General features: G+C 71.9%; 16 protein-coding genes. 13 read left to right on the forward strand and 3 right to left on the reverse strand.

Features of this window, described 5'->3' with window-relative positions; genetic code table 11:
• Positions 1-95: 95 nt before the first annotated feature.
• The 5 genes from secD to EDD39_RS18580 all read left to right on the forward strand — a co-directional run bounded on the left by secD (position 96) and on the right by EDD39_RS18580 (position 6,943).
• The gene (secD, locus tag EDD39_RS18560; RefSeq protein WP_123557457.1) at positions 96-1,868 is read left to right on the forward strand and encodes a protein translocase subunit SecD; all 1,773 of its coding nucleotides are present in this window, start codon (positions 96-98) and stop codon (positions 1,866-1,868) included.
• 3 nt (positions 1,869-1,871) lie between these two features.
• Entirely contained in the window at positions 1,872-2,993 is a 1,122-nt protein-coding gene (secF, locus tag EDD39_RS18565; RefSeq protein ID WP_123557459.1) for a protein translocase subunit SecF, read from the forward strand.
• Positions 2,994-3,013: 20 nt separating this feature from the next.
• Positions 3,014-3,568: an adenine phosphoribosyltransferase gene (locus EDD39_RS18570; protein WP_123557461.1), complete on the forward strand. Its 555-nt coding sequence runs from the start codon at positions 3,014-3,016 to the stop codon at positions 3,566-3,568.
• Between the two features lie 188 nt (positions 3,569-3,756).
• Positions 3,757-6,048, forward strand: a complete 2,292-nt coding sequence (locus tag EDD39_RS18575) for a RelA/SpoT family protein (protein WP_123560568.1) — start codon at positions 3,757-3,759, stop codon at positions 6,046-6,048.
• A gap of 97 nt (positions 6,049-6,145) precedes the next feature.
• A complete protein-coding gene (locus EDD39_RS18580; protein WP_148089470.1) occupies positions 6,146-6,943 on the forward strand; it encodes a hypothetical protein in 798 nt (265 codons plus the stop codon).
• A 73-nt stretch (positions 6,944-7,016) separates the two neighbouring features.
• Here the strand turns inward: EDD39_RS18580 and EDD39_RS18585 are convergent, their stop codons facing one another.
• Both EDD39_RS18585 and EDD39_RS18590 read right to left on the reverse strand, forming a co-directional pair.
• Positions 7,017-8,246, reverse strand: a complete 1,230-nt coding sequence (locus EDD39_RS18585) for a DUF349 domain-containing protein (protein ID WP_123557465.1) — start codon at positions 8,244-8,246, stop codon at positions 7,017-7,019.
• Between the two features lie 207 nt (positions 8,247-8,453).
• A complete protein-coding gene (locus tag EDD39_RS18590; protein ID WP_123557467.1) occupies positions 8,454-9,206 on the reverse strand; it encodes a peptidylprolyl isomerase in 753 nt (250 codons plus the stop codon).
• A gap of 226 nt (positions 9,207-9,432) precedes the next feature.
• Between EDD39_RS18590 and EDD39_RS18595 the strand changes: the two genes are divergently transcribed.
• The 4 genes from EDD39_RS18595 to EDD39_RS18610 all read left to right on the forward strand — a co-directional run bounded on the left by EDD39_RS18595 (position 9,433) and on the right by EDD39_RS18610 (position 13,897).
• Positions 9,433-10,140 (forward strand): MBL fold metallo-hydrolase, encoded by a 708-nt coding sequence (locus EDD39_RS18595; protein ID WP_030459133.1) that lies wholly within the window; start codon positions 9,433-9,435, stop codon positions 10,138-10,140.
• 11 nt (positions 10,141-10,151) lie between these two features.
• Positions 10,152-11,423 carry a histidine--tRNA ligase gene (hisS, locus tag EDD39_RS18600; protein ID WP_123557468.1) on the forward strand — a complete coding sequence of 424 codons (1,272 nt, stop codon included), beginning with the start codon at positions 10,152-10,154 and terminating at the stop codon, positions 11,421-11,423.
• Positions 11,420-13,219 carry an aspartate--tRNA ligase gene (gene aspS / locus EDD39_RS18605; protein WP_123557470.1) on the forward strand — a complete coding sequence of 600 codons (1,800 nt, stop codon included), beginning with the start codon at positions 11,420-11,422 and terminating at the stop codon, positions 13,217-13,219. The genes hisS and aspS overlap by 4 nt, the downstream gene beginning before the upstream one ends.
• Before the next feature lie 171 nt (positions 13,220-13,390).
• On the forward strand, positions 13,391-13,897 hold the full coding sequence (locus EDD39_RS18610) for a GNAT family N-acetyltransferase (protein WP_123557472.1): 507 nt from the start codon (positions 13,391-13,393) through the stop codon (positions 13,895-13,897).
• On the opposite strand, the gene EDD39_RS18615 is transcribed toward EDD39_RS18610, so the two are convergent.
• A complete protein-coding gene (locus EDD39_RS18615) occupies positions 13,870-14,835 on the reverse strand; it encodes a LysR family transcriptional regulator (protein WP_123557474.1) in 966 nt (321 codons plus the stop codon). The genes EDD39_RS18610 and EDD39_RS18615 overlap by 28 nt on opposite strands.
• Before the next feature lie 336 nt (positions 14,836-15,171).
• On the opposite strand from EDD39_RS18615, the gene ppk2 reads away from it, so the two are divergent.
• From ppk2 to rpsD, 4 genes are all read left to right on the forward strand, one after another.
• Entirely contained in the window at positions 15,172-15,969 is a 798-nt protein-coding gene (gene ppk2 / locus EDD39_RS18620; RefSeq protein WP_123557476.1) for a polyphosphate kinase 2, read from the forward strand.
• Between the two features lie 9 nt (positions 15,970-15,978).
• The gene (locus EDD39_RS18625; protein ID WP_123557478.1) at positions 15,979-16,599 is read left to right on the forward strand and encodes an L-threonylcarbamoyladenylate synthase; all 621 of its coding nucleotides are present in this window, start codon (positions 15,979-15,981) and stop codon (positions 16,597-16,599) included.
• A 70-nt stretch (positions 16,600-16,669) separates the two neighbouring features.
• Complete coding sequence (locus EDD39_RS18630) at positions 16,670-18,019, forward strand: replication-associated recombination protein A (RefSeq protein ID WP_123557480.1); 1,350 nt, start codon at positions 16,670-16,672, stop codon at positions 18,017-18,019.
• A 319-nt stretch (positions 18,020-18,338) separates the two neighbouring features.
• Positions 18,339-18,953, forward strand: coding sequence for a 30S ribosomal protein S4 (rpsD, locus tag EDD39_RS18635; RefSeq protein ID WP_030459141.1), 615 nt, complete (start codon positions 18,339-18,341; stop codon positions 18,951-18,953).
• Positions 18,954-19,005 lie beyond the last annotated feature (52 nt).

Genomic DNA, 19,005 nt, shown 5'->3' on the forward strand with positions numbered 1-19,005 from the left:
CTCTTGGGCCGTCGTGCGTCCGCCGCCTTCCGCCCCCGCCCGCGCGGGGCCGGGGGCCGGCCGCCGGGCGGCATGGACAGGGAGAAACGAGCAAGGTGGCAACACCCAAGTCGCGGTCGCGCGACGGATACCCGGGACGGGCGCTGGCGCTCATCCTGGTGGTCACCGTCGGCCTTGTGGCCCTCATGTTCGGGACGGGCAACACCAAGCCCCGTCTCGGTATCGACCTCGCCGGTGGCACCAGCGTCACGCTGACCGCAAAGTCGGACGATCCCTCCGCGATCAACAAGACCAATCTGAACACCGCGGTCGGCATCATCCAGAAGCGCGTCAACGGCATGGGTGTCTCCGAGGCGGAGGTGCAGACCCAGGGCAATGCCAACATCATCGTCAACATTCCCGACGGTGGTAACACGCAGCAGTCCATCGACAAGGTCGGTGACACCGCCAAGCTCTACTTCCGCCCGGTGCTGGCCGCCGAGCCGTCCGGCGCGGCCGCCCAGCAGCCCGCCCCGTCCGGCTCCCCGGACGCCGCGGCCTCGGCCGCCCCGAGCGCGGGCGCCTCCGCCTCCGCGGGCGCCTCCACCTCGGCCTCCGCCCCGGCCTCGGCCTCCGCGTCCGCCAGCAAGGCGGGCCGCGCGCTGTCCGGCGCGCTGCAGGCCGACCCGACGGCCTCCGCGAGCGCCGGCGCCTCGGCCCAGCCGAGCACCGCCGCCTCCGCCCCCGCCGCCGACCCGAGCGCCGCGCCCACCCCGGACGCCGCGACCGTCGCGCTGCAGCAGAAGTACGCCGCCCTGGACTGCACGGTCAAGGAGCAGCGGATCAACTACCAGACCAACGACCCGACCGCGCCGGCCCTGGCCTGCTCGTACGACGCGGAGCAGGGCCTCTGGTACAAGTTCGTGCTCGGCGGCGTCGCGGTGAACGGCTCGGACGTCACCAAGGCCCAGGCCGTGTACGACACCCAGACCGGCAAGGGCTGGATGGTCGACCTGTCGTTCAACGACACCGGCTCCAAGGCCTTCGCCTCCACCACCGGCCAGCTGGCCACCCAGTCCACCCCGGCCAACCAGTTCGCCATCGTGCTGGACGGCCAGGTCGTCTCCCACCCGTACGTGCAGGAGTCGATCACCGGCGGCAGCGCCGTGATCAACGGCACCTTCACCTCGGACGAGGCCAAGTCGCTGGCGAACGTGCTGAGCTACGGCGCGCTCCCGCTGGACTTCGTCAAGAGCGACGTCACCACCGTCTCCCCGCAGCTCGGCTCCGAGCAGCTGAAGGCCGGCCTGATCGCCGGTCTGATCGGCATGGTGCTGGTGGTCGCGTACTCGCTGGTCTACTACCGCGGCCTGGGCCTGATCTCGATCGCCGGCCTGGTCGTCTCGGCGATCCTGACCTGGTCGATCATGAGCCTGCTGGGCGCGGGCATCGGCTTCGCGCTGAACCTGCCCGCGGTCTGCGGCGCGATCGTGGCGATCGGCATCACCGCGGACTCCTTCATCGTGTACTTCGAACGGATCCGGGACGAGGTCCGCGAGGGCGCCCAGCTGCGGGCCGCCGTGCAGCGGGCCTGGCCGCGGGCCCGGCGCACCATCCTGGTGTCGGACTTCGTCTCCTTCCTGTGTGCCGCGGTGCTGTACCTGGTGTCGGTCGGCAAGGTCCAGGGCTTCGCCTTCACGCTGGGCCTGACCACCCTGCTCGACGTCGTGGTGATCTTCCTGTTCACCAAGCCGCTGATCAGCCTGCTCGCCCGCACGAAGTTCTTCGCCAGCGGCCACCCGATGTCCGGCCTGGACCCGAAGCGGCTCGGCGCCCGTCCGCCGATCCGCGGCTCCCGCCGCCGTTCCACCACCACCCAGGAGGTCTGACCCATGTCGCTCCGCAACATCGGTCACCGCCTCTACCAGGGCGAGGTCTCCTTCGACTTCGTCGGCAAGCGGAAGATCTGGTACTCGATCTCGGCGGTGATCGTCCTGGTGGCCGCCGTCGGCCTGGCCATGGGCCTGCACCTGGGCATCGAGTTCAAGGGCGGCTCGGTCTACACCGTGCACAAGCCCGGCCTCTCGGCCTCCCAGGCGAAGGAGACCGCCGACAAGATCATCGGCTCCAACACCGCGCTGGTGCAGACCACGGACAAGGGTGACGTCCGGGTCCAGGTCAGCGCCCAGGAGTCGATCCCGGCGGCGACCTTCACCAAGGAGTTCTCGCAGGCGGTCGGCGTCCAGGAGCAGGACATCAACGCCCAGGTGATCGGCCCCTCCTGGGGTGCCGACATCTCCAAGAAGGCGCTGACCGGTCTGATCGTCTTCATGGTGCTGGTCACCGTCTACATGGCGATCGCCTTCGAGTGGCGGATGGCGGTGGCCGCCCTGGTCGCCCTGATCCACGACCTCCTGATCACCATCGGCGTCTACGCCCTGGTCGGCTTCGAGGTCACCCCGGGCACCGTGATCGGCTTCCTGACCATCCTCGGCTACTCGCTCTACGACACGGTCGTCGTCTTCGACACCGTGAAGGAGAACACCCGGGGCATCACCAAGCAGTCCCGCCGGACCTACAGCGAGGCCGCCAACCACGGCCTCAACCAGACCCTGGTGCGCTCCATCAACACCACGGTGGTGGCCCTGCTGCCGGTCTCCGCGCTGCTGTTCATCGGCGGCGGCCTGCTCGGCGCCGGCACCCTGAACGACATCTCGCTGGCCCTGTTCATCGGCCTCGCGGCCGGTGCCTACTCCTCCATCTGCGTGGCCACCCCGCTGCTCGCGCAGCTCAAGGAGCAGGCCCCGGACATGAAGGCGCTGGCCAAGCGGGTTGCCCAGCGGCGCGCCTCGGAGGCCAAGGCCGCGGCCGAGGGCCGGGGCAAGGACGCCGAGGGTGAGGAGTTCGACGGCGGGGAGGACGACGGCGACGAGGTCCCGGCCGGTATGGTCGGACAGCGTAACCAGCCGACCAGCCGCTCCCGAGGCAAGGGACGGCCGTCCGGCAAGCGCTGACCCTCCGCGAAGGAACCCCCGTGACCTCCACCACCGACCCCGCCCTGTCCGAGCTGCTCAACAGCCGGATCCGGGACGTGCAGGACTACCCGAAGCCGGGCGTCCTGTTCAAGGACATCGCCCCCCTGCTCGCCGACGCCGAGGCGTTCGGCGCGCTGACCCGGGCGCTGGCCGAGCGGGCGCGGGAGCTCGGCGCCACCAAGGTGGTCGGGCTGGAGGCGCGGGGGTTCGTGCTCGCCGCCCCGGCCGCGTTCGCGGCCGGGCTCGGGTTCGTCCCGATCCGCAAGAAGGGCAAGCTGCCCGGCGAGGTGTTCGCCCGCTCGTACGACCTCGAGTACGGGTCGGCGACGCTGGAGGTGCAGTGCGACGCGTTCGAGCCCGGCGAGAAGGTCCTGGTGGTGGACGACGTGCTGGCCACCGGCGGGACGATCGCCGCCTCGCTGGACCTGGTCCAGGAGGCCGGGGCCGAACTGGTCGGCGTGGTCGTGCTGATGGAGCTCGGCTTCCTGACGGGGCGCGCGAAGCTCGCCGCGCACCTGCACGGCGCACCGCTGGAGACGCTCGTCGTGGTGTGACGCCGCGCTGTTCGAGAGCCGCCCGGGAACAGGACCGTTCCCGGGCGGCTTCCTGTTCGAGGCGGGCGCGCCGCCGCGCGGGGGTGCGCTGTCGGTACGATGAAGGTTGATCCGACGTAGGAGTGTCCTTGCCCGACGAGGTTGTGCCCACGGCCGCTGCCGCCAGTTCCCGTTCCTCGCAGGGCGGGATGCGGGCTCGGCTTGCGCGGCTGGGCGGACAGCGCAGTTCGATGGTCAACCCGGTGCTGGAACCGCTGTTCCGGACGATCCGGGCCAACGACCCCAAGGCCGACCCGGGGCTGCTGAAGGACATCGAGCGGGCGTACGCCGTCGCGGAGAAGTGGCACCGCGGGCAGAAGCGCAAGAGCGGCGACCCGTACATCACCCACCCGCTGGCGGTGGCCACCATCCTGGCCGAGCTGGGGATGGACGCGCCGACCCTGATGGCCGGGCTGCTGCACGACACCGTCGAGGACACCGACTACGGGCTGGAGACGCTCCGGCAGGACTTCGGCGACTCGGTGGCCCTGCTGGTCGACGGCGTGACCAAGCTGGACCGGGTCAAGTTCGGCGAGGCCGCGCAGGCGGAGACCGTCCGCAAGATGGTCGTGGCGATGGCCAAGGACCCGCGGGTGCTGGTGATCAAGCTCGCCGACCGGCTGCACAACATGCGCACCATGCGCTACCTGAAGCGGGAGAAGCAGGAGAAGAAGGCCCGCGAGACGCTGGAGATCTACGCCCCGCTGGCGCACCGGCTGGGCATGAACACCATCAAGTGGGAGCTGGAGGACCTGGCCTTCGCCATCCTCTACCCCAAGATGTACGACGAGATCGTCCGGCTGGTGGCCGAGCGCGCCCCCAAGCGCGACGAGTACCTGGCCACCGTGATCGACCAGGTGCAGGGCGACCTGCGCGGGGCCCGGATCACCGCGCAGGTGACCGGCCGGCCCAAGCACTACTACTCGGTCTACCAGAAGATGATCGTCCGGGGCCGGGACTTCGCCGAGATCTACGACCTGGTGGGCATCCGGGTCCTGGTCGACACCGTCCGCGACTGCTACGCGGCGCTGGGCACCATCCACGCGCGGTGGAACCCGGTGCCGGGGCGGTTCAAGGACTACATCGCGATGCCCAAGTTCAACATGTACCAGTCGCTGCACACCACGGTGATCGGCCCCGGGGGCAAGCCGGTCGAGCTGCAGATCCGCACCTTCGACATGCACCGCCGGGCCGAGTACGGCATCGCCGCGCACTGGAAGTACAAGCAGCGCGCGGTGGCCGGGGCGTCCAAGGTGCGCACCGACACGCCCACCCACGGGCGGCAGCACGACAAGGCCGACGCGGTCAACGAGATGGCCTGGCTGCGGCAGCTGCTGGACTGGCAGAAGGAGACCGAGGACCCGAGCGAGTTCCTCGAGTCCCTGCGCTTCGACCTGTCCAGCAACGAGGTGTTCGTCTTCACCCCGAAGGGCGACGTGATAGCGCTGCCCGCGCAGGCCACCCCGGTGGACTTCGCGTTCGCGGTGCACACCGAGGTCGGCTGCCGGTGCATCGGCGCCCGGGTCAACGGCCGCCTGGTGCCGCTGGAGTCGACGCTGGAGAACGGCGACACCGTCGAGGTGTTCACCTCCAAGGCGGAGAACGCCGGCCCGTCCCGGGACTGGCTGAGCTTCGTCAAGTCGCCCCGGGCCCGCAACAAGATCCGCGCCTGGTTCTCCAAGGAGCGCCGCGAGGAGGCGATCGAGCAGGGCAAGGAGTCGATCGCCCGGGCGATGCGCAAGCAGGGCCTGCCGATCCAGCGGATCCTCACCGGGGACTCGCTGGTCACCCTGGCCCACGAGATGCGCTACCCGGACATCTCCTCGCTGTACGCGGCGATCGGCGAGGGCCACGTCGCCGCGCAGGCCATCGTGCAGAAGCTGGTCCAGGCGATGGGCGGCGAGGAGGGCGCGGTCGAGGACCTCGCCGAGACCGCCACCCCCTCGCACCAGCCGCGCGCGATGCGCCGCCGGGCCAAGGGCGACCCGGGCGTCATCGTCAAGGGCGTGGACGACGTGTGGGTGAAGCTGGCGCGCTGCTGCACGCCGGTGCCCGGCGACCCGATCGTCGGTTTCATCACCCGCGGCAACGGCGTCTCGGTGCACCGCGCGGACTGCGTCAACGTGGAGTCCCTGCAGCAGCAGCCCGAGCGGATGATCGACGTCGAGTGGGCGGCCACCCAGTCCTCGGTGTTCCTGGTCGCCATCCAGGTCGAGGCGCTGGACCGCTCCCGGCTGCTCTCCGACGTCACCCGGGTGCTCTCCGACCAGCACGTCAACATCCTGTCGGCGGCCGTCCAGACCTCCCGCGACCGGGTGGCGATGAGCCGGTTCACCTTCGAGATGGGCGACCCCAAGCACCTGGGGCACGTGCTCAAGGCGGTGCGCGGCGTCGAGGGCGTGTACGACGTGTACCGGGTCACCTCGGCCCGCAACAAGTAGGCCCGCGGCCCTCCCGGTCGCCGACCGCCCCCGCCCCGCCGACACTGGCCGGGTGGGGGCGGTCGGCTTTCCGGGAGGCACCGTGCACGGGATACGGATGAGGACGGCAGTGGCCAGCGCGGCGGCGGCCGCGGCGCTGGCGGCCGGCTGCGGCAGCGGCTCGGGCGGCTCCGGCAGCACCGGCAGCCCGGCGGCGAGCGGCACCGGCAGCCCGGTGTCGGCGTCCGCGGCGGCGGCCTCCGCGGCCGCCGACAACGGGGTGGCCGGGCAGTCCGCCGACCAGGTGCTGCAACGGGCCGTGCAGGCGCTCAAGGACGCCGGCGCGGTCCGGGCGGCGGGCACCGTCGGCAGCGAGGGCGGGCAGATCACCATGGACCTGCGGCTGGACACCACCGGCGACTGCACCGGCACGCTCAGCCAGGGCGGCGTCGGCAGCTTCCAGGTGGTGAAGTCCGGGCAGCAGCTGTGGGTCAAACCGGACCAGGAGTTCTGGCAGACCCACGGCGGTCCGGCGATGGCCCAACTGGTCGGCGACCGCTACCTGAAGACCACCAGCGACAACCCGGACTTCGGCGAGATCGGCAGCCTGTGCGACCTGACCGCGCTGGCCGACCAGCTCGGCACCGGCAAGAGCGGCCTGGCCAAGGGCGGCGAGGAGAACGTGCAGGGCCGCCCCGCGCTCACCCTGACCAACACCTCCGGCACCGGCACCGGCACCGGCACCCTGTACGTGGCCACCACCGGCGAGCCGGTGCCGCTGAAACTCGCCAAGGACACCGGGGCGGTCGAGTTCAGCGACTTCGGCACCCCGGTGCCCAGCGCCACCCCCGGGCCCGACCAGAGCCTCGACCTGGACCAGCTGCAGCAGCCGTCCTCCTCGACCTCGGTGGTGTGAGCCGCCGGGCCGCGGAACGCGCGAAGGGCCCCCACCGCACGGTGGGGGCCCTTCGCGCAGGCACTGCGGGAGCTCAGGAGGTGAACTCCTGGAGCGACTTCTGCGCCTGGTCGAGCAGCTCCCGGCGGCCGGCCAGCTCGGTCTCCAGCTTGGCGGCCTTGGCCGTGTTGCCGGCGGCGCGGGCCTTGGCCAGGTCGGCTTCGAGCTTGTCCACGGCGGCCTGCAGCAGCGCGGTCATGCCGGTGGCGCGGGCCCGGGCCTCCGGGTTGGAGCGCTGCCACTCGGCCTCCTCGGCCTCGCGGACCGCGCGCTCCACCGCGCCCAGCCGGCCGTCCAGCTTCGGGCGGGCGTCGCGCGGGACGTGGCCGATCGCCTCCCAGCGCTCGGCGATGTCGCGCAGCGCGGCCTTGGCGGCCTTCAGGTCGGTGATCGGCAGGATCGCCTCGGCCTCGACCAGCAGCGCCTCCTTGGCCTTCTGGTTCTCGCCCTGCTCGGCGTCACGCTCGGAGAACGCGGAGGACCGGGCCTGGAAGAAGACGTCCTGGGCGCCGCGGAAGCGGGCCCACAGCTCCTCCTCGGCGTCCCGCTGGGCGCGGCCGGCGGCCTTCCACTGCGTCATCAGGTCGCGGTAGGCGGCGGCGGTCGGGCCCCACTCGGTGGAGCCGGACAGCGCCTCGGCCTCGGCGACCAGCTTCTCCTTGACCGAACGGGCCGACTCGCGCTCCGAGTCGAGCGCCGCGAAGTGCGACTTGCGGTGCTTGGAGAACACCGAGCGGGCGTGCGAGAAGCGGTGCCACAGCTCGTCGTCGCTCTTGCGGTCCAGGCGCGGCAGCGCCTTCCAGTTGTCGACCAGGGCGCGCAGCCGGTCGCCGGCCTCCCGCCACTGGTTGGACTCGGCGAGCTGCTCGGCCTCGGCGACCAGCGCCTCCTTGGCGGCCCGGGTCTCCTCCTGGGCCCTCGCCTTGGCGGCCTTGCGCTCGCCCTGCCGGGTCTCGATCTCGCCGGCCAGGGTGTCCAGGCGGGCGGCCAGGGCGGCCAGGTCGCCGACCGCGTGCGCCTCGGTGACCTGCGCGCGCAGGTGGTCGAGCGCGGTCTGCGCCTCCTTGGCGGCCAGATCGGTCTTGCGCACCCGGTGCTCCAGGAGGGCGGTCTCCGCCTCCAGACCCTGGAACTTGCGCTCGAAGTAGGCGAGGGCCTCCTCGGGGGAGCCGGCCTGCCAGGAGCCGACCTGGCGTTCGCCGTCGGCCGTCCTCACGTAGACGTTCCCCTGCTCGTCGACACGGCCCCACGGGTCGCTGCTCACAGCGCCTCCTCCACATGACGCCACGCCCACGGGCGGGAGCGTCGTCCACAGTTGATGTGCGGCGGACCGATGGAGCCCGCCGTCCCGAGCCGTCGTGGTGTTGTGCCGAGGGTGACGGCCGACGGTCAGGGCACCCTATACAACAGCAACATAGGCGACCAGCGCCGGTGCTGTCCGCATCCGGCGCCGGTCGATTTTCGCGGCGGGTCAGCCCTTGGCGGTGGTGATGCTCGTGACGTTGACGGGGAGCTTGGGGGCGCCGTCGCCGCCGGTCCCCTCGGCGCCGGCGGCGGCGATCTTCTGCAGCACGTCGAGGCCGCCGGTGATCTTGCCGAACGGGGTGTAGCTGGGGGGCAGTTGGGTGTCCTTGTAGACCAGGAAGAACTGGCTGCCGTTGGTGTTCGCGCCGGAGTTGGCCATCGCCACGGTGCCCGCGGGGTAGGTCGCGCCCTCCAGGTTCTCGTCGGCGAACTGGTAGCCCGGGCCGCCCCGGCCGGTGCCGGTCGGGTCGCCGCACTGCAGGACGTAGATGCCCTCCGTGGTGAGGCGGTGGCACTTGGTGTCGTCCCAGAACTGCTGACCGGCCAGGAACACGAAGGAGTTGACGGTGTGCGGCGCCTTCGCCGCGTCCAGCGCGAGGGTCACCTCGCCCTGCGAGGTCTCGATCTTCGCGGTGTACTTGGCGGCCGCGTCGATCGACATGGCCGGCTCGGCGGCCCACTGCTTGCCGGTGGCGGACGGGGATGGCGCGGCGGAGGCCGCCTTGGTGTCCTTCTTCTTGTCCGAGTCGAACACGCCGGAGGCCACGGTGGCGACACCGCCGACCACCACGACGGCCAGGATCCCCGCGACGATCGCGTTGCGCTGCTTGCGCTTGGCCGCCGCCTCGGAGCGCGCCTGCATCTGGCGCTCGTACTTGTCACGGGCGAGCTGCCGCCGCCGCTGTTCGCTGCTGACCACCGGGGGTGTCTCCTGGACTGTGTCGACGTGGGGGGGGAGTTGAGCTGGCGTGCACGGATCATCGCATCCGTCGGCGGCCAGTGTAAGGACCCCGCGCGTCAGGACGGGATCAGCGCGAGATGAGAAAGGTCTGAACGCACCGGACAACCGGTTCGCCCGCGGCCCGGTGCCGCCGGTAGGCTGCGGGGGAAAAGCAGACCGCCGCCGCATGAAACGAAGGACTCGCGTGTTCGTCGCCGGATTCCCCGCCGGGGCCTGGGGCACCAACTGCTACCTGGTCGCACCCGCCGCCGGTGAGGAGTGCGTGATCGTCGACCCCGGGCACGAAGCGGCCGCCGGCGTCGAGGAGTTGATCCGCGAGCACCGGCTCAAGCCGGTCGCGGTGCTGCTCACCCACGGGCACATCGACCACGTCGCCTCGGTCGTCCCGGTCTGCGGCGCGCAGGGCGTCCCGGCCTGGATCCACCCCGCGGACCGCTACATGCTGGCGGACCCGGAGAAGGCGCTCGGGCGCTCGCTCGGGCAGCAGCTGATGGGCTCGATCACCGTCGGCGAGCCGGACGACGTCCGCGAGTTGGCCGACGGCAGCGTGCTGGAGCTCGCCGGGATGCACCTCACCGTCGACCACGCCCCCGGCCATACCGAGGGGTCGGTGACGTTCAGGACGCCCGCATCGGCAGAGGTCCCGCCGGTGCTGTTCTCGGGCGACCTGCTGTTCGCCGGCTCCATCGGGCGTACCGACCTCCCGGGCGGAGACAGCGGAGCGATCATGCGCTCGCTGGCCCGGGTGTGCCTGCCCCTCGACGACGCGACCGTGGTGCTCTCCGGCCACGGCTCGCAGACCACCATCGGCCGAGAGCGCGCCACCAACCCCTACCTCCGGCAGGCGGGCGGTGCGCCGGACGCACCGGCCTTCCCGCGACGAGGAATGTGACGGAAGAGAAGTTGAGCACCTTCACCGCCCCCAAGGGCACCTTCGACCTGCTGCCGACGGTCAACTCCGCGGCCTACCTGGCGATCCGCGACCGGCTCTCCGGGCCGCTGCGCCGCGCCGGGTACGGCTACGTCGAGACCCCCGTGTTCGAGGACGTCAAGCTGTTCTCCCGCGGTGTCGGCGAGTCCACCGACATCGTCACCAAGGAGATGTTCACCCTCGCCCGGCGCCCCGAGAGCAGCGAGTCGCTGGCGCTGCGCCCCGAGGGCACCGCCTCGGTGGTCCGGGCCGCGCTGGAGGCCAGCCTCCACAAGCTCGGCAACCTGCCGGTCAAGCTCTGGTACTCCGGCAACTTCTACCGCTACGAACGCCCGCAGAAGGGCCGCTACCGGCAGTTCTCGCAGGTCGGCGCGGAGGCGATCGGCGCCGAGGACCCGGCGCTCGACGCCGAGCTGATCATCCTCGCCGACGACGCCTTCCGCTCGCTCGGCCTGCGCGACTACCGCCTGCTGCTCAACTCGCTCGGCGACAAGCAGTGCCGCCCGGTCTACCGCGCCGCCCTGGTCGAGTTCCTGGCCGGCCTCGACCTGGACGAGGACACCCGCCGCCGCGCGGAGATCAACCCGCTGCGCGTGCTCGACGACAAGCGCGAGGCCGTCCAGGCCCAGCTGGTGGACGCGCCCAAGCTGCGCGACCACCTCTGCGAGGAGTGCAAGGCGTACGACGAGAAGGTCCGCGAGCTGCTCACCGCCGCGGGCGTCGCGTTCGTCGACGACCCCAAGCTGGTGCGCGGCCTGGACTACTACACCCGCACCACCTTCGAGTTCGTGCACGGCGGCCTCGGCGCGCAGTCCGCGATCGGCGGCGGCGGCCGCTACGACGGCCTGTCCGAGATGCTCGGCGGCCCGGCGCTGCCCTCGGTCGGCTGGGGCCTGGGCGTGGACCGCACCTTCCTCGCGCTGGAGGCCGAGGGCGTCGTCCTCGACCTGCCCGCCACCACCGAGGTGTACGCGGTGGCGCTCGGCGAGGAGGCCAAGAACGTGCTGTTCGCCAAGACCGTCGAGCTGCGCCGGGCCGGCGTCGCCACCGACCTGGCCTTCGGCGTGAAGAGCATCAAGAACGCCATGAAGTCCGCCAACCGGTCGGGTGCGCGCTACGCCCTGATCGCGGGCGACCGGGACCTCGCCGAGGGCGTGGTCCAGCTCAAGGACATGGAGTCCGGCGAGCAGACCCCCGTCGCCCTTGAGGCGCTCGTCACCACCCTGAAGGAGAAGCAGCTGTGATCCGCACGCACGACGCGGGCACGCTCCGCGCGGAGCACGCCGGCACCACCGTCACCCTGGCCGGCTGGGTGGCCCGCCGCCGTGACCACGGCGGCGTGGCCTTCATCGACCTGCGGGACGCCTCCGGCACCGTGCAGGTCGTGGTCCGCGACCTGGAGTCGGTGCACGGGCTGCGCTCCGAGTACTGCGTGAAGGTGGTCGGCGAGGTCCGGGTCCGCCCGGAGGGCAACGAGAACCCGGAGATCCCGACCGGCGCGGTCGAGGTCGTCGTCGAGTCGATCGAGGTGCTGTCCGAGGCCGCGCCGCTGCCGTTCCAGGTCGCCGAGTACGAGCCCGGCTCGGTCAACGAGGAGGTGCGGCTGCGCTACCGCTACCTCGACCTGCGCCGCGAGGGCCCGGCCCGCGCGCTGCGGCTGCGCTCGAAGGTCAACCACATCATCCGCACGGTGATGGAGGAGAACGACTACCTCGACATCGAGACCCCGTACCTGACCCGCTCCACCCCCGAGGGCGCCCGCGACTTCCTGGTCCCGGTCCGCCTCCAGCCGGGCCACTGGTACGCCCTGCCGCAGTCCCCGCAGCTGTTCAAGCAGCTGCTGATGGTGGCCGGCATGGAGCGCTACTACCAGATCGCCCGCTGCTTCCGCGACGAGGACTTCCGCGCCGACCGGCAGCCGGAGTTCACCCAGCTCGACATCGAGGCGTCCTTCGTCGACCAGGAGGACATCCTGGCGCTCGGCGAGAAGATCATCGCCGCGATCTGGAAGCAGGTCCACGGCTACGAGATCCCGAACCCGCTGCCCCGGATGACCTACGCCGACGCCATGTCGCGCTACGGCTCCGACAAGCCGGACGTCCGCTTCGGGCAGGAACTCACCGACCTCACCGAGTACTTCAAGGGCACCGGGTTCCGGGTCTTCCAGGCCCCGTACGTCGGCGCGGTCGTGATGCCCGGCGGCGCCTCGCAGCCCCGCAAGCAGCTCGACGCCTGGCAGGACTGGGCGAAGGCCCGCGGCGCCCGCGGCCTCGCCTACGTGCTGGTGGACGCCGAGACCGGCGAGCTGCGCGGCCCGGTCGCCAAGAACCTGTCCGAGGAGCACCTGGCCGGCCTGGCCGCCGCCGCGGGCGCCAAGCCCGGCGACGCGGTGTTCTTCGCCGCGGGCAAGAAGACCCCCTCGCAGGAGCTGCTCGGCGCCGCCCGCCTGGAGATCGGCCGCCGCTGCCAGCTGATCGACGAGTCCCAGTGGGCCTTCCTCTGGGTCGTGGACTTCCCGATGTTCGAGCCGATCGAGGACGACAAGGGCGAGTTCCAGGGCTGGCACGCGGTGCACCACCCGTTCACCGCGCCGACCGCCGAGTCGCTCGCCACCTTCGACACCGACCCGGGCAGCGCGCTCTCCAACGCGTACGACCTGGTGCTCAACGGCTCGGAGCTGGGCGGCGGTTCGATCCGCATCCACCAGCGGGACGTGCAGAAGCGGGCGTTCGACGCGATCGGCCTGTCCGAGGAGGAGGCGGCCTCGCAGTTCGGCTTCCTGCTGGACGCCTTCAACTACGGCCCGCCGCCGCACGGCGGCATCGCGCTCGGCCTGGACCGCGTGGTCACCCTGCTGGGCGGCTACGACACCATCCGGGACGTCATCGCCTTCCCGAAGACCTCCACCGGCGGCGACCCGCTGACCGGCGCCCCCACCCCGATCACCCCGGCCCAGCGCCGCGAGGCCGGCGTGGACGCCCAGCCCAAGGCCAAGGAGAACAAGGACGGCGCCAAGGCCGAGGCCGAGCCGACCGCCTGACGGACCGTCACGAGCGCCGTCGGATTCTGACGGCGCATCACAAAGATCACGATTTGTCCCGGCCCCGGCCGGTGCGCGGCCACCAGGAGTAGGCTGCCACCGCCCGGGGCCGGAATGCTGCACCACCCGGAACGCTGCACAACGGGGTGCAGAGCGCAAGAAGGGTCAAGGATGACCGTACGAACCAGAGTTGAGCTCCCCGCCGACACCGCCGAGACCCGGCGGGTGCACATGGCGGCCTTCCCAGGCCCCGAAGAGGCGGACCTGGTGGACGCGCTGCGCCGCGACGCCGCCTGGCTGCCCGCACTGTCCCTGGTCGCGGTGGACGAGCGCGAAGTGGTCATCGGCCACGCGCTGCTCACCCGGCTGAAGGTCGGCAACGGCAAGGGCCTGGCCCTCGCCCCCGTCGCGGTCGCCCCCGAGTGGCAGCGCAAGGGCGTCGGCACCGCCGTGGTGCGGGCCGCGCTGGACGCCGCCGCCGAGGCCGGCGAACGCGTCGTGGTGGTGCTCGGCGACCCGGGCTACTACGGCCGGTTCGGCTTCGCCCCCGCCTCCGGACACCGCATCACCGGGCCGTTCGACGTCCCCGACGGGTACTTCCAGGCCCTGCGGCTGCCCGGCGCCGACCGCGCCCCGCACGGCATGTGCCGCTACCCCGCGCCGTTCGCCGAGGTCTGAGCGGCCGCCGCTTCGGGGGACCGGCCGCCACCGGTCGCCCGGAACTGCACCTCCAGGTGCAGCCGGCAGGACTCCGCGAACGCCGCCATGGCGGGCGTCTGCGCCCGCCCGCGCGGCCGGAACAGCCCCACCAGGCTCGGCCCCAGCCCGCGCACCGGCAGGCAGCGCACGTCCGGGCGGCTGCTCCAGCGGCCCACCGCGCGCGGCGCGAACCCCACCCCCTGCCCGCAGGCCACCGCGGCCATCCACTCGTCCGCGTTGTGCGCCACCGCCCCGATCCGCACCGGCCGGCCCGCCCGCTCCGGCGCGCCCAGCCAGTAGTCCCGCCACACCCCGGCCTGCTCCGGTACCGCCACGAACGGCTCGTCCCACAGGTCCGCCACGGACACCTCGGTGCGGGCCGCCAGCCGGTGGTCGGCCGCCAGCACCACCCAGCGCTCCTCGGTGCCCAGCGGCACGTGCGAGTACCGCTCGGCCATCGAGGCCGGGGCGTGCCACAGCGCCAGGTCCAGCCGGCCCGAGGCCAGGCCGGAGGACTCGTCGAACCAGTCGTTCTGCCGCAACCGCAGCCGCCACCCCGGCATCCGGCGGGCGAAGTCCTCCACCACCGCGCGGCCCAGCAGGCTCATCGTCGACCCCTCGAAGCCGACCCGCAGCTCCCCGCCGGCCTCCGCCGCCGCCAGCCTGGCCGCCCGCACCGCCTCCTCCCAGCCCGCCAGCAGCGTCCCGGCCCGGGCCAGCAGCTCGGCGCCCGCCGCCGTCGGCGCCATCCCGGCCCGCGAGCGGCGGAACAGCTCCACCCCCAGCTGCCGCTCCAGCGCCCGGACCTGCTTGGTCAGCGTCGGCTGGCTGACCCCCAGCCGGGCCGCCGCCGCGGTCAGCTGGCCCTCCTCGCCGACCACGGTCAGGCAGCGCAGCATCCGGGTGTCCACATCCATGCCCCCAGGCTATGGACCAATGCATTGGACCTCGGACCCGGGGGTGCCGCAGAGTGGTCCGGCCTTCCCCGGCGCGATCGGCACCGGCGGCACAGGGGACCGCCGGTGCCCGCCGGGGAAGGACACCCGCGCCCTGCCCGCACCCCGTCCGAACTGCGGCGCCGCCCGGCGGACCGTAGCCTGAGGGATCGTCAGCATCGGCGACCCGGCGAGCGGAGGGCACACCCAGTGGCGGCACCCAGCACAGGCAGGACGGGCAGGGGCGACAAGGGCCGGAAGGGCGACGGGGGCGGCAGGGGCAACGGGGGCGGGAAGAAGTCCCGCGGTGCCAAGCGCATGCCGAAGAAGCTCTACGAGGACGAACTGCTCCGCCTCCAGCGCGAACTGGTCCAGCTCCAGGAATGGGTCCGCACCGAGGGCGTCCGGATGGTGATCGTCTTCGAGGGCCGGGACGCCGCCGGCAAGGGCGGCGCCATCAAGCGCGTCACCGAGTACCTCAACCCCCGGATCGCCCGGATCGCCGCCCTGCCCGCCCCCACCGAGCGCCAGCGCGGCCAGTGGTACTTCCAGCGCTACGTCGAGCAGCTCCCGGCGGCCGGCGAGATGGTCCTGTTCGACCGCTCCTGGTACAACCGGGCCGGCGTCGAGAAGGTGATGGGCTTCTGCACCGACGAGGAGTACTGGCAGTTCCTGCACCAGTGCCCCACCTTCGAACGGATGCTGGTCGAGGCCGGCATCCTGCTGCGCAAGTACTGGTTCTCGGTCAGCGACGTCGAACAGGAGCGCCGCTTCCGCGACCGGCTCGACGACCCGATGCGGCAGTGGAAGCTCTCCCCGATGGACGTCGAGTCCATCACCCGCTGGGAGGACTACTCGCGGGCCAAGGACGAGATGTTCGTCTACACCGACATCCCCGAATCACCCTGGAACGTCGTCGACAGCGACGACAAGCGCCGCGCCCGGCTCAACATGATCGCCCACCTGCTCTCCACCGTCCCGTACCACGAGGTGGTCAAGCCCGCCGTCACCCTGCCGCCCCGCCCCGCCCCGCGCGGCTACCAGCGGCCGCCGCGCGACCTCCAGAAGTACGTCTTCGACCACGCCGCGACGGTGCTGGCCCGGGCCGGGAAGTAGGGGCGAGCAATGGCGAAGTACTTCGACGTGCACCCCGAGACGCCCCAGCCGCGCACCATCTCCACCGTGGTGGCGAGCATCCGGGACGGCGCCCTCATCGCGTACCCCACCGACTCCTGTTTCGCGCTCGGCTGCCGGCTGGACAACCGGGACGGACTGGACCGGATCCGCACCATCCGGCGGCTCGACGACCGCCACCACTTCACCCTGATGTGCCAGGACTTCGCCCAGCTGGGCAAGTTCGCGCAACTCGACAACAACGTCTTCCGCGCCGTCAAGGCGGCGACACCCGGCAGCTACACCTTCATCCTCCCCGCCACCAAGGAGGTGCCGCGCCGGCTGCTGCACCCGAAGAAGAAGACCGTCGGCGTCCGCATCCCCGACCACGCCGTCACCCAGGCCCTGCTCGCCGAACTCGGCGAACCCCTGGTCTCCAGCACCCTGCTGCTGCCCGACGAGGAGGAACCGATGACGCAGGGCTGGGAGATCAAGGAACGCCTCGACCACGTCCTGGACGCGGTGGTCGACTCCGGCGACTGCGGGACGGTGCCGACCACGGTCGTCGACTTCTCGGACGGGGTGCCGGAGATCGTCCGCTACGGGGCGGGGGACCCGGAGCGCTTCGAGTAGTAGGGGAGCGAAAGCAGGGGCGCTTCCTGGCGGTGCGTTTTCTGTCGGAGGCGTCGCATAGGCTCGGAGCGTGGACGAGCCCGACCTTTTCACGCATGCTGCCGAGGAACGCCGGAGTGCCGAGCCGGGGCGTTCGCCGCTCGCGGTGCGGATGCGGCCGCGGACGTTGGACGAGGTGGCGGGGCAGCAGCAGTTGCTCAAGGACGGGTCGCCGCTGCGGCGGCTGGTCGCGGGGGCGAAGGGGCCGGCGGCGACGAGTTCGGTGATCCTCTGGGGGCCGCCGGGGACGGGCAAGACCACGCTGGCGCACGTGATCAGCCAGGCGGTGGAGGGCCGGTTCGTCGAGCTCTCGGCGATCACGCACGGGGTCAAGGAAGTCCGGGCGGTGATCGACGGGGCCCGGCGGGCGGTCGGGATGAGCGGCCGGGAGACGGTGCTGTTCCTGGACGAGATCCACCGCTTCTCCAAGGCCCAGCAGGACTCGCTGCTGCCCGCGGTGGAGAACCGCTGGGTCACCCTGATCGCGGCGACCACCGAGAACCCGTACTTCTCGGTGATCTCCCCGCTGCTGTCGCGCAGCCTGCTGCTCACCCTGGAGTCGCTCACCGACGAGGACGTCCGGACCCTGCTGCGCCGGGCCGCCGCCGACGAGCGCGGGCTGGGCGGCAGCGTGGAGTTGAGCGCGGAGGCCGAGGACCACCTGGTGCGGCTGGCGGGGGGCGACGCGCGGCGGGCGCTGACCACGCTGGAGGCGGCGGCGGGGGCGGCGCTGGAGCAGGGCGAGAAGGTGCTGACCCTGGCGGCGACCGAGACGGCGGTCAACCAGGCCGCGGTGCGCTACGACCGGGACGGCGACCAGCACTACGACGTGGCGAGCGCGCTGATCAAGTCGATCCGGGGCAGCGACGTGGACGCCACCCTGCACTACCTGGCCCGGATGATCGAGGCGGGGGAGGACCCGCGCTTCATCGCCCGGCGCCTGATGATCTCCGCCAGCGAGGACGTCGGCCTGGCCGACCCGACGGCGCTGTCCACCGCGGTGGCCGCCGCGCAGGCGGTCGCGCTGATCGGCTTCCCGGAGGCGCGGATCATCCTGTCCCAGGCGGCGATCGCGCTCGCCCTGGCGCCCAAGTCGAACGCGGCGTACCTGGCGATCGACGCCGCGCTGGCGGACGTCCGGCAGGGCCTGGCCGGGGCGGTGCCCGCGCACCTGCGGGACGCGCACTACGGCGGGGCGAAGAAGCTCGGGCACGGCAAGGGCTACCAGTACCCGCACGACCTGCCGGAGGGCATCGCCGCGCAGCAGTACGCGCCGGACGAGGTGCACGGCAAGGAGTACTACCGGCCGACCCGGCGGGGCGGCGAGGCCCGGTACGCGGAGATCGCGGAGTGGACCAGGGCCCGGCTCAAGGGGCAGTGAATCCGGCCGGTCCGGAGCCTGTAGACTGGCTCGCAGTGTGTCCCGGGCCCGGGGTTCCGCGAGGAGCGACCGGCCGCACCAGCGGGGCACTGAACGGGGGCCTCCCGCGAGGGAGTTCCCCAGGAGCGGCGCGCACCGGTCTTCGGTGTCGCGGGTCGTCCACCACCCTTCCCGGTCGTGGGTGTCCCGTGTGCAAGCACATAGTGCCCGGTCGCGGAGAGCGGCTGACCGTCCGGCAACGGGCGGTTTTTCTCCGGGCCGCGAGAAGCGTCCTCCGTCAACACCTGGTGACAGCCGTATCTGAACAGGAAAAGGAAACATGGCGAACCAGAAGCGCCCCAAGGTCAAGATCGCCCGTGCTCTCGGCGTTCCGCTGACCCCGAAGTCCGTCAAGTACTTCGAGGCCCGTCCGTACCCGCCCGGCCAGCACGGCCGCGGCCGCAAGCAGAACTCTGACTACAAGGTCCGTCTGACCGAGAAGCAGCGTCTGCGCGCGCAGTACGACCTCAGCGAGAAGCAGATGGCGCGTGCCTTCGAGGCCGCCAAGAAGATCGAGGGCAAGACGGGCGAGGCCCTGGTCGGCCTGCTCGAGGTCCGCCTCGACTCCCTGGTCCTGCGTTCGGGCATCGCCCGCACCATCTACCAGGCCCGCCAGATGGTCGTGCACGGCCACATCCAGGTCAACGGTGCGAAGGTCAACAAGCCCTCGTTCCAGCTGAAGCCGGGCTACGTCGTCACGGTGAAGGAAAAGTCCAAGGAGAAGGTCCCCTTCCAGGTGGCTCGCGAGGGCGGCAACGCCGGCGAGGGCCAGACCCCGAAGTACCTCGAGGTCAACCTGAAGGCCCTGGCCTTCCGCCTGGACCGCGCGCCGCAGCGCCGCGAGGTTCCGGTCGTCTGCGACGAGCAGCTCGTCGTCGAGTACTACTCGCGCTGACCCGCGAGCGGAACGCCCCCTCGGTCCTCGGACCGCGGGGGCGTTTCCCGTT

The sequence above is a fragment of the Kitasatospora cineracea genome, from assembly GCF_003751605.1.
Taxonomy (GTDB): Bacteria; Actinomycetota; Actinomycetes; order Streptomycetales; family Streptomycetaceae; genus Kitasatospora; species Kitasatospora cineracea.

Excerpts from the sequence above, each read along its gene's own strand:
- secF (WP_123557459.1), top strand. The coding sequence starts at position 1,872 with ATGTCGCTCCGCAACATCGGTCACCGCCTCTACCAGGGCGAGGTCTCC.
- EDD39_RS18575 (WP_123560568.1), top strand. The coding sequence starts at position 3,757 with ATGCGGGCTCGGCTTGCGCGGCTGGGCGGACAGCGCAGTTCGATGGTC.
- EDD39_RS18580 (WP_148089470.1), top strand. The coding sequence starts at position 6,146 with ATGAGGACGGCAGTGGCCAGCGCGGCGGCGGCCGCGGCGCTGGCGGCC.
- EDD39_RS18610 (WP_123557472.1), top strand. The coding sequence starts at position 13,391 with ATGACCGTACGAACCAGAGTTGAGCTCCCCGCCGACACCGCCGAGACC.
- EDD39_RS18615 (WP_123557474.1), bottom strand. The coding sequence starts at position 14,835 with ATGGATGTGGACACCCGGATGCTGCGCTGCCTGACCGTGGTCGGCGAG.
- ppk2 (WP_123557476.1), top strand. The coding sequence starts at position 15,172 with ATGCCGAAGAAGCTCTACGAGGACGAACTGCTCCGCCTCCAGCGCGAA.
- EDD39_RS18625 (WP_123557478.1), top strand. The coding sequence starts at position 15,979 with ATGGCGAAGTACTTCGACGTGCACCCCGAGACGCCCCAGCCGCGCACC.
- rpsD (WP_030459141.1), top strand. The coding sequence starts at position 18,339 with ATGGCGAACCAGAAGCGCCCCAAGGTCAAGATCGCCCGTGCTCTCGGC.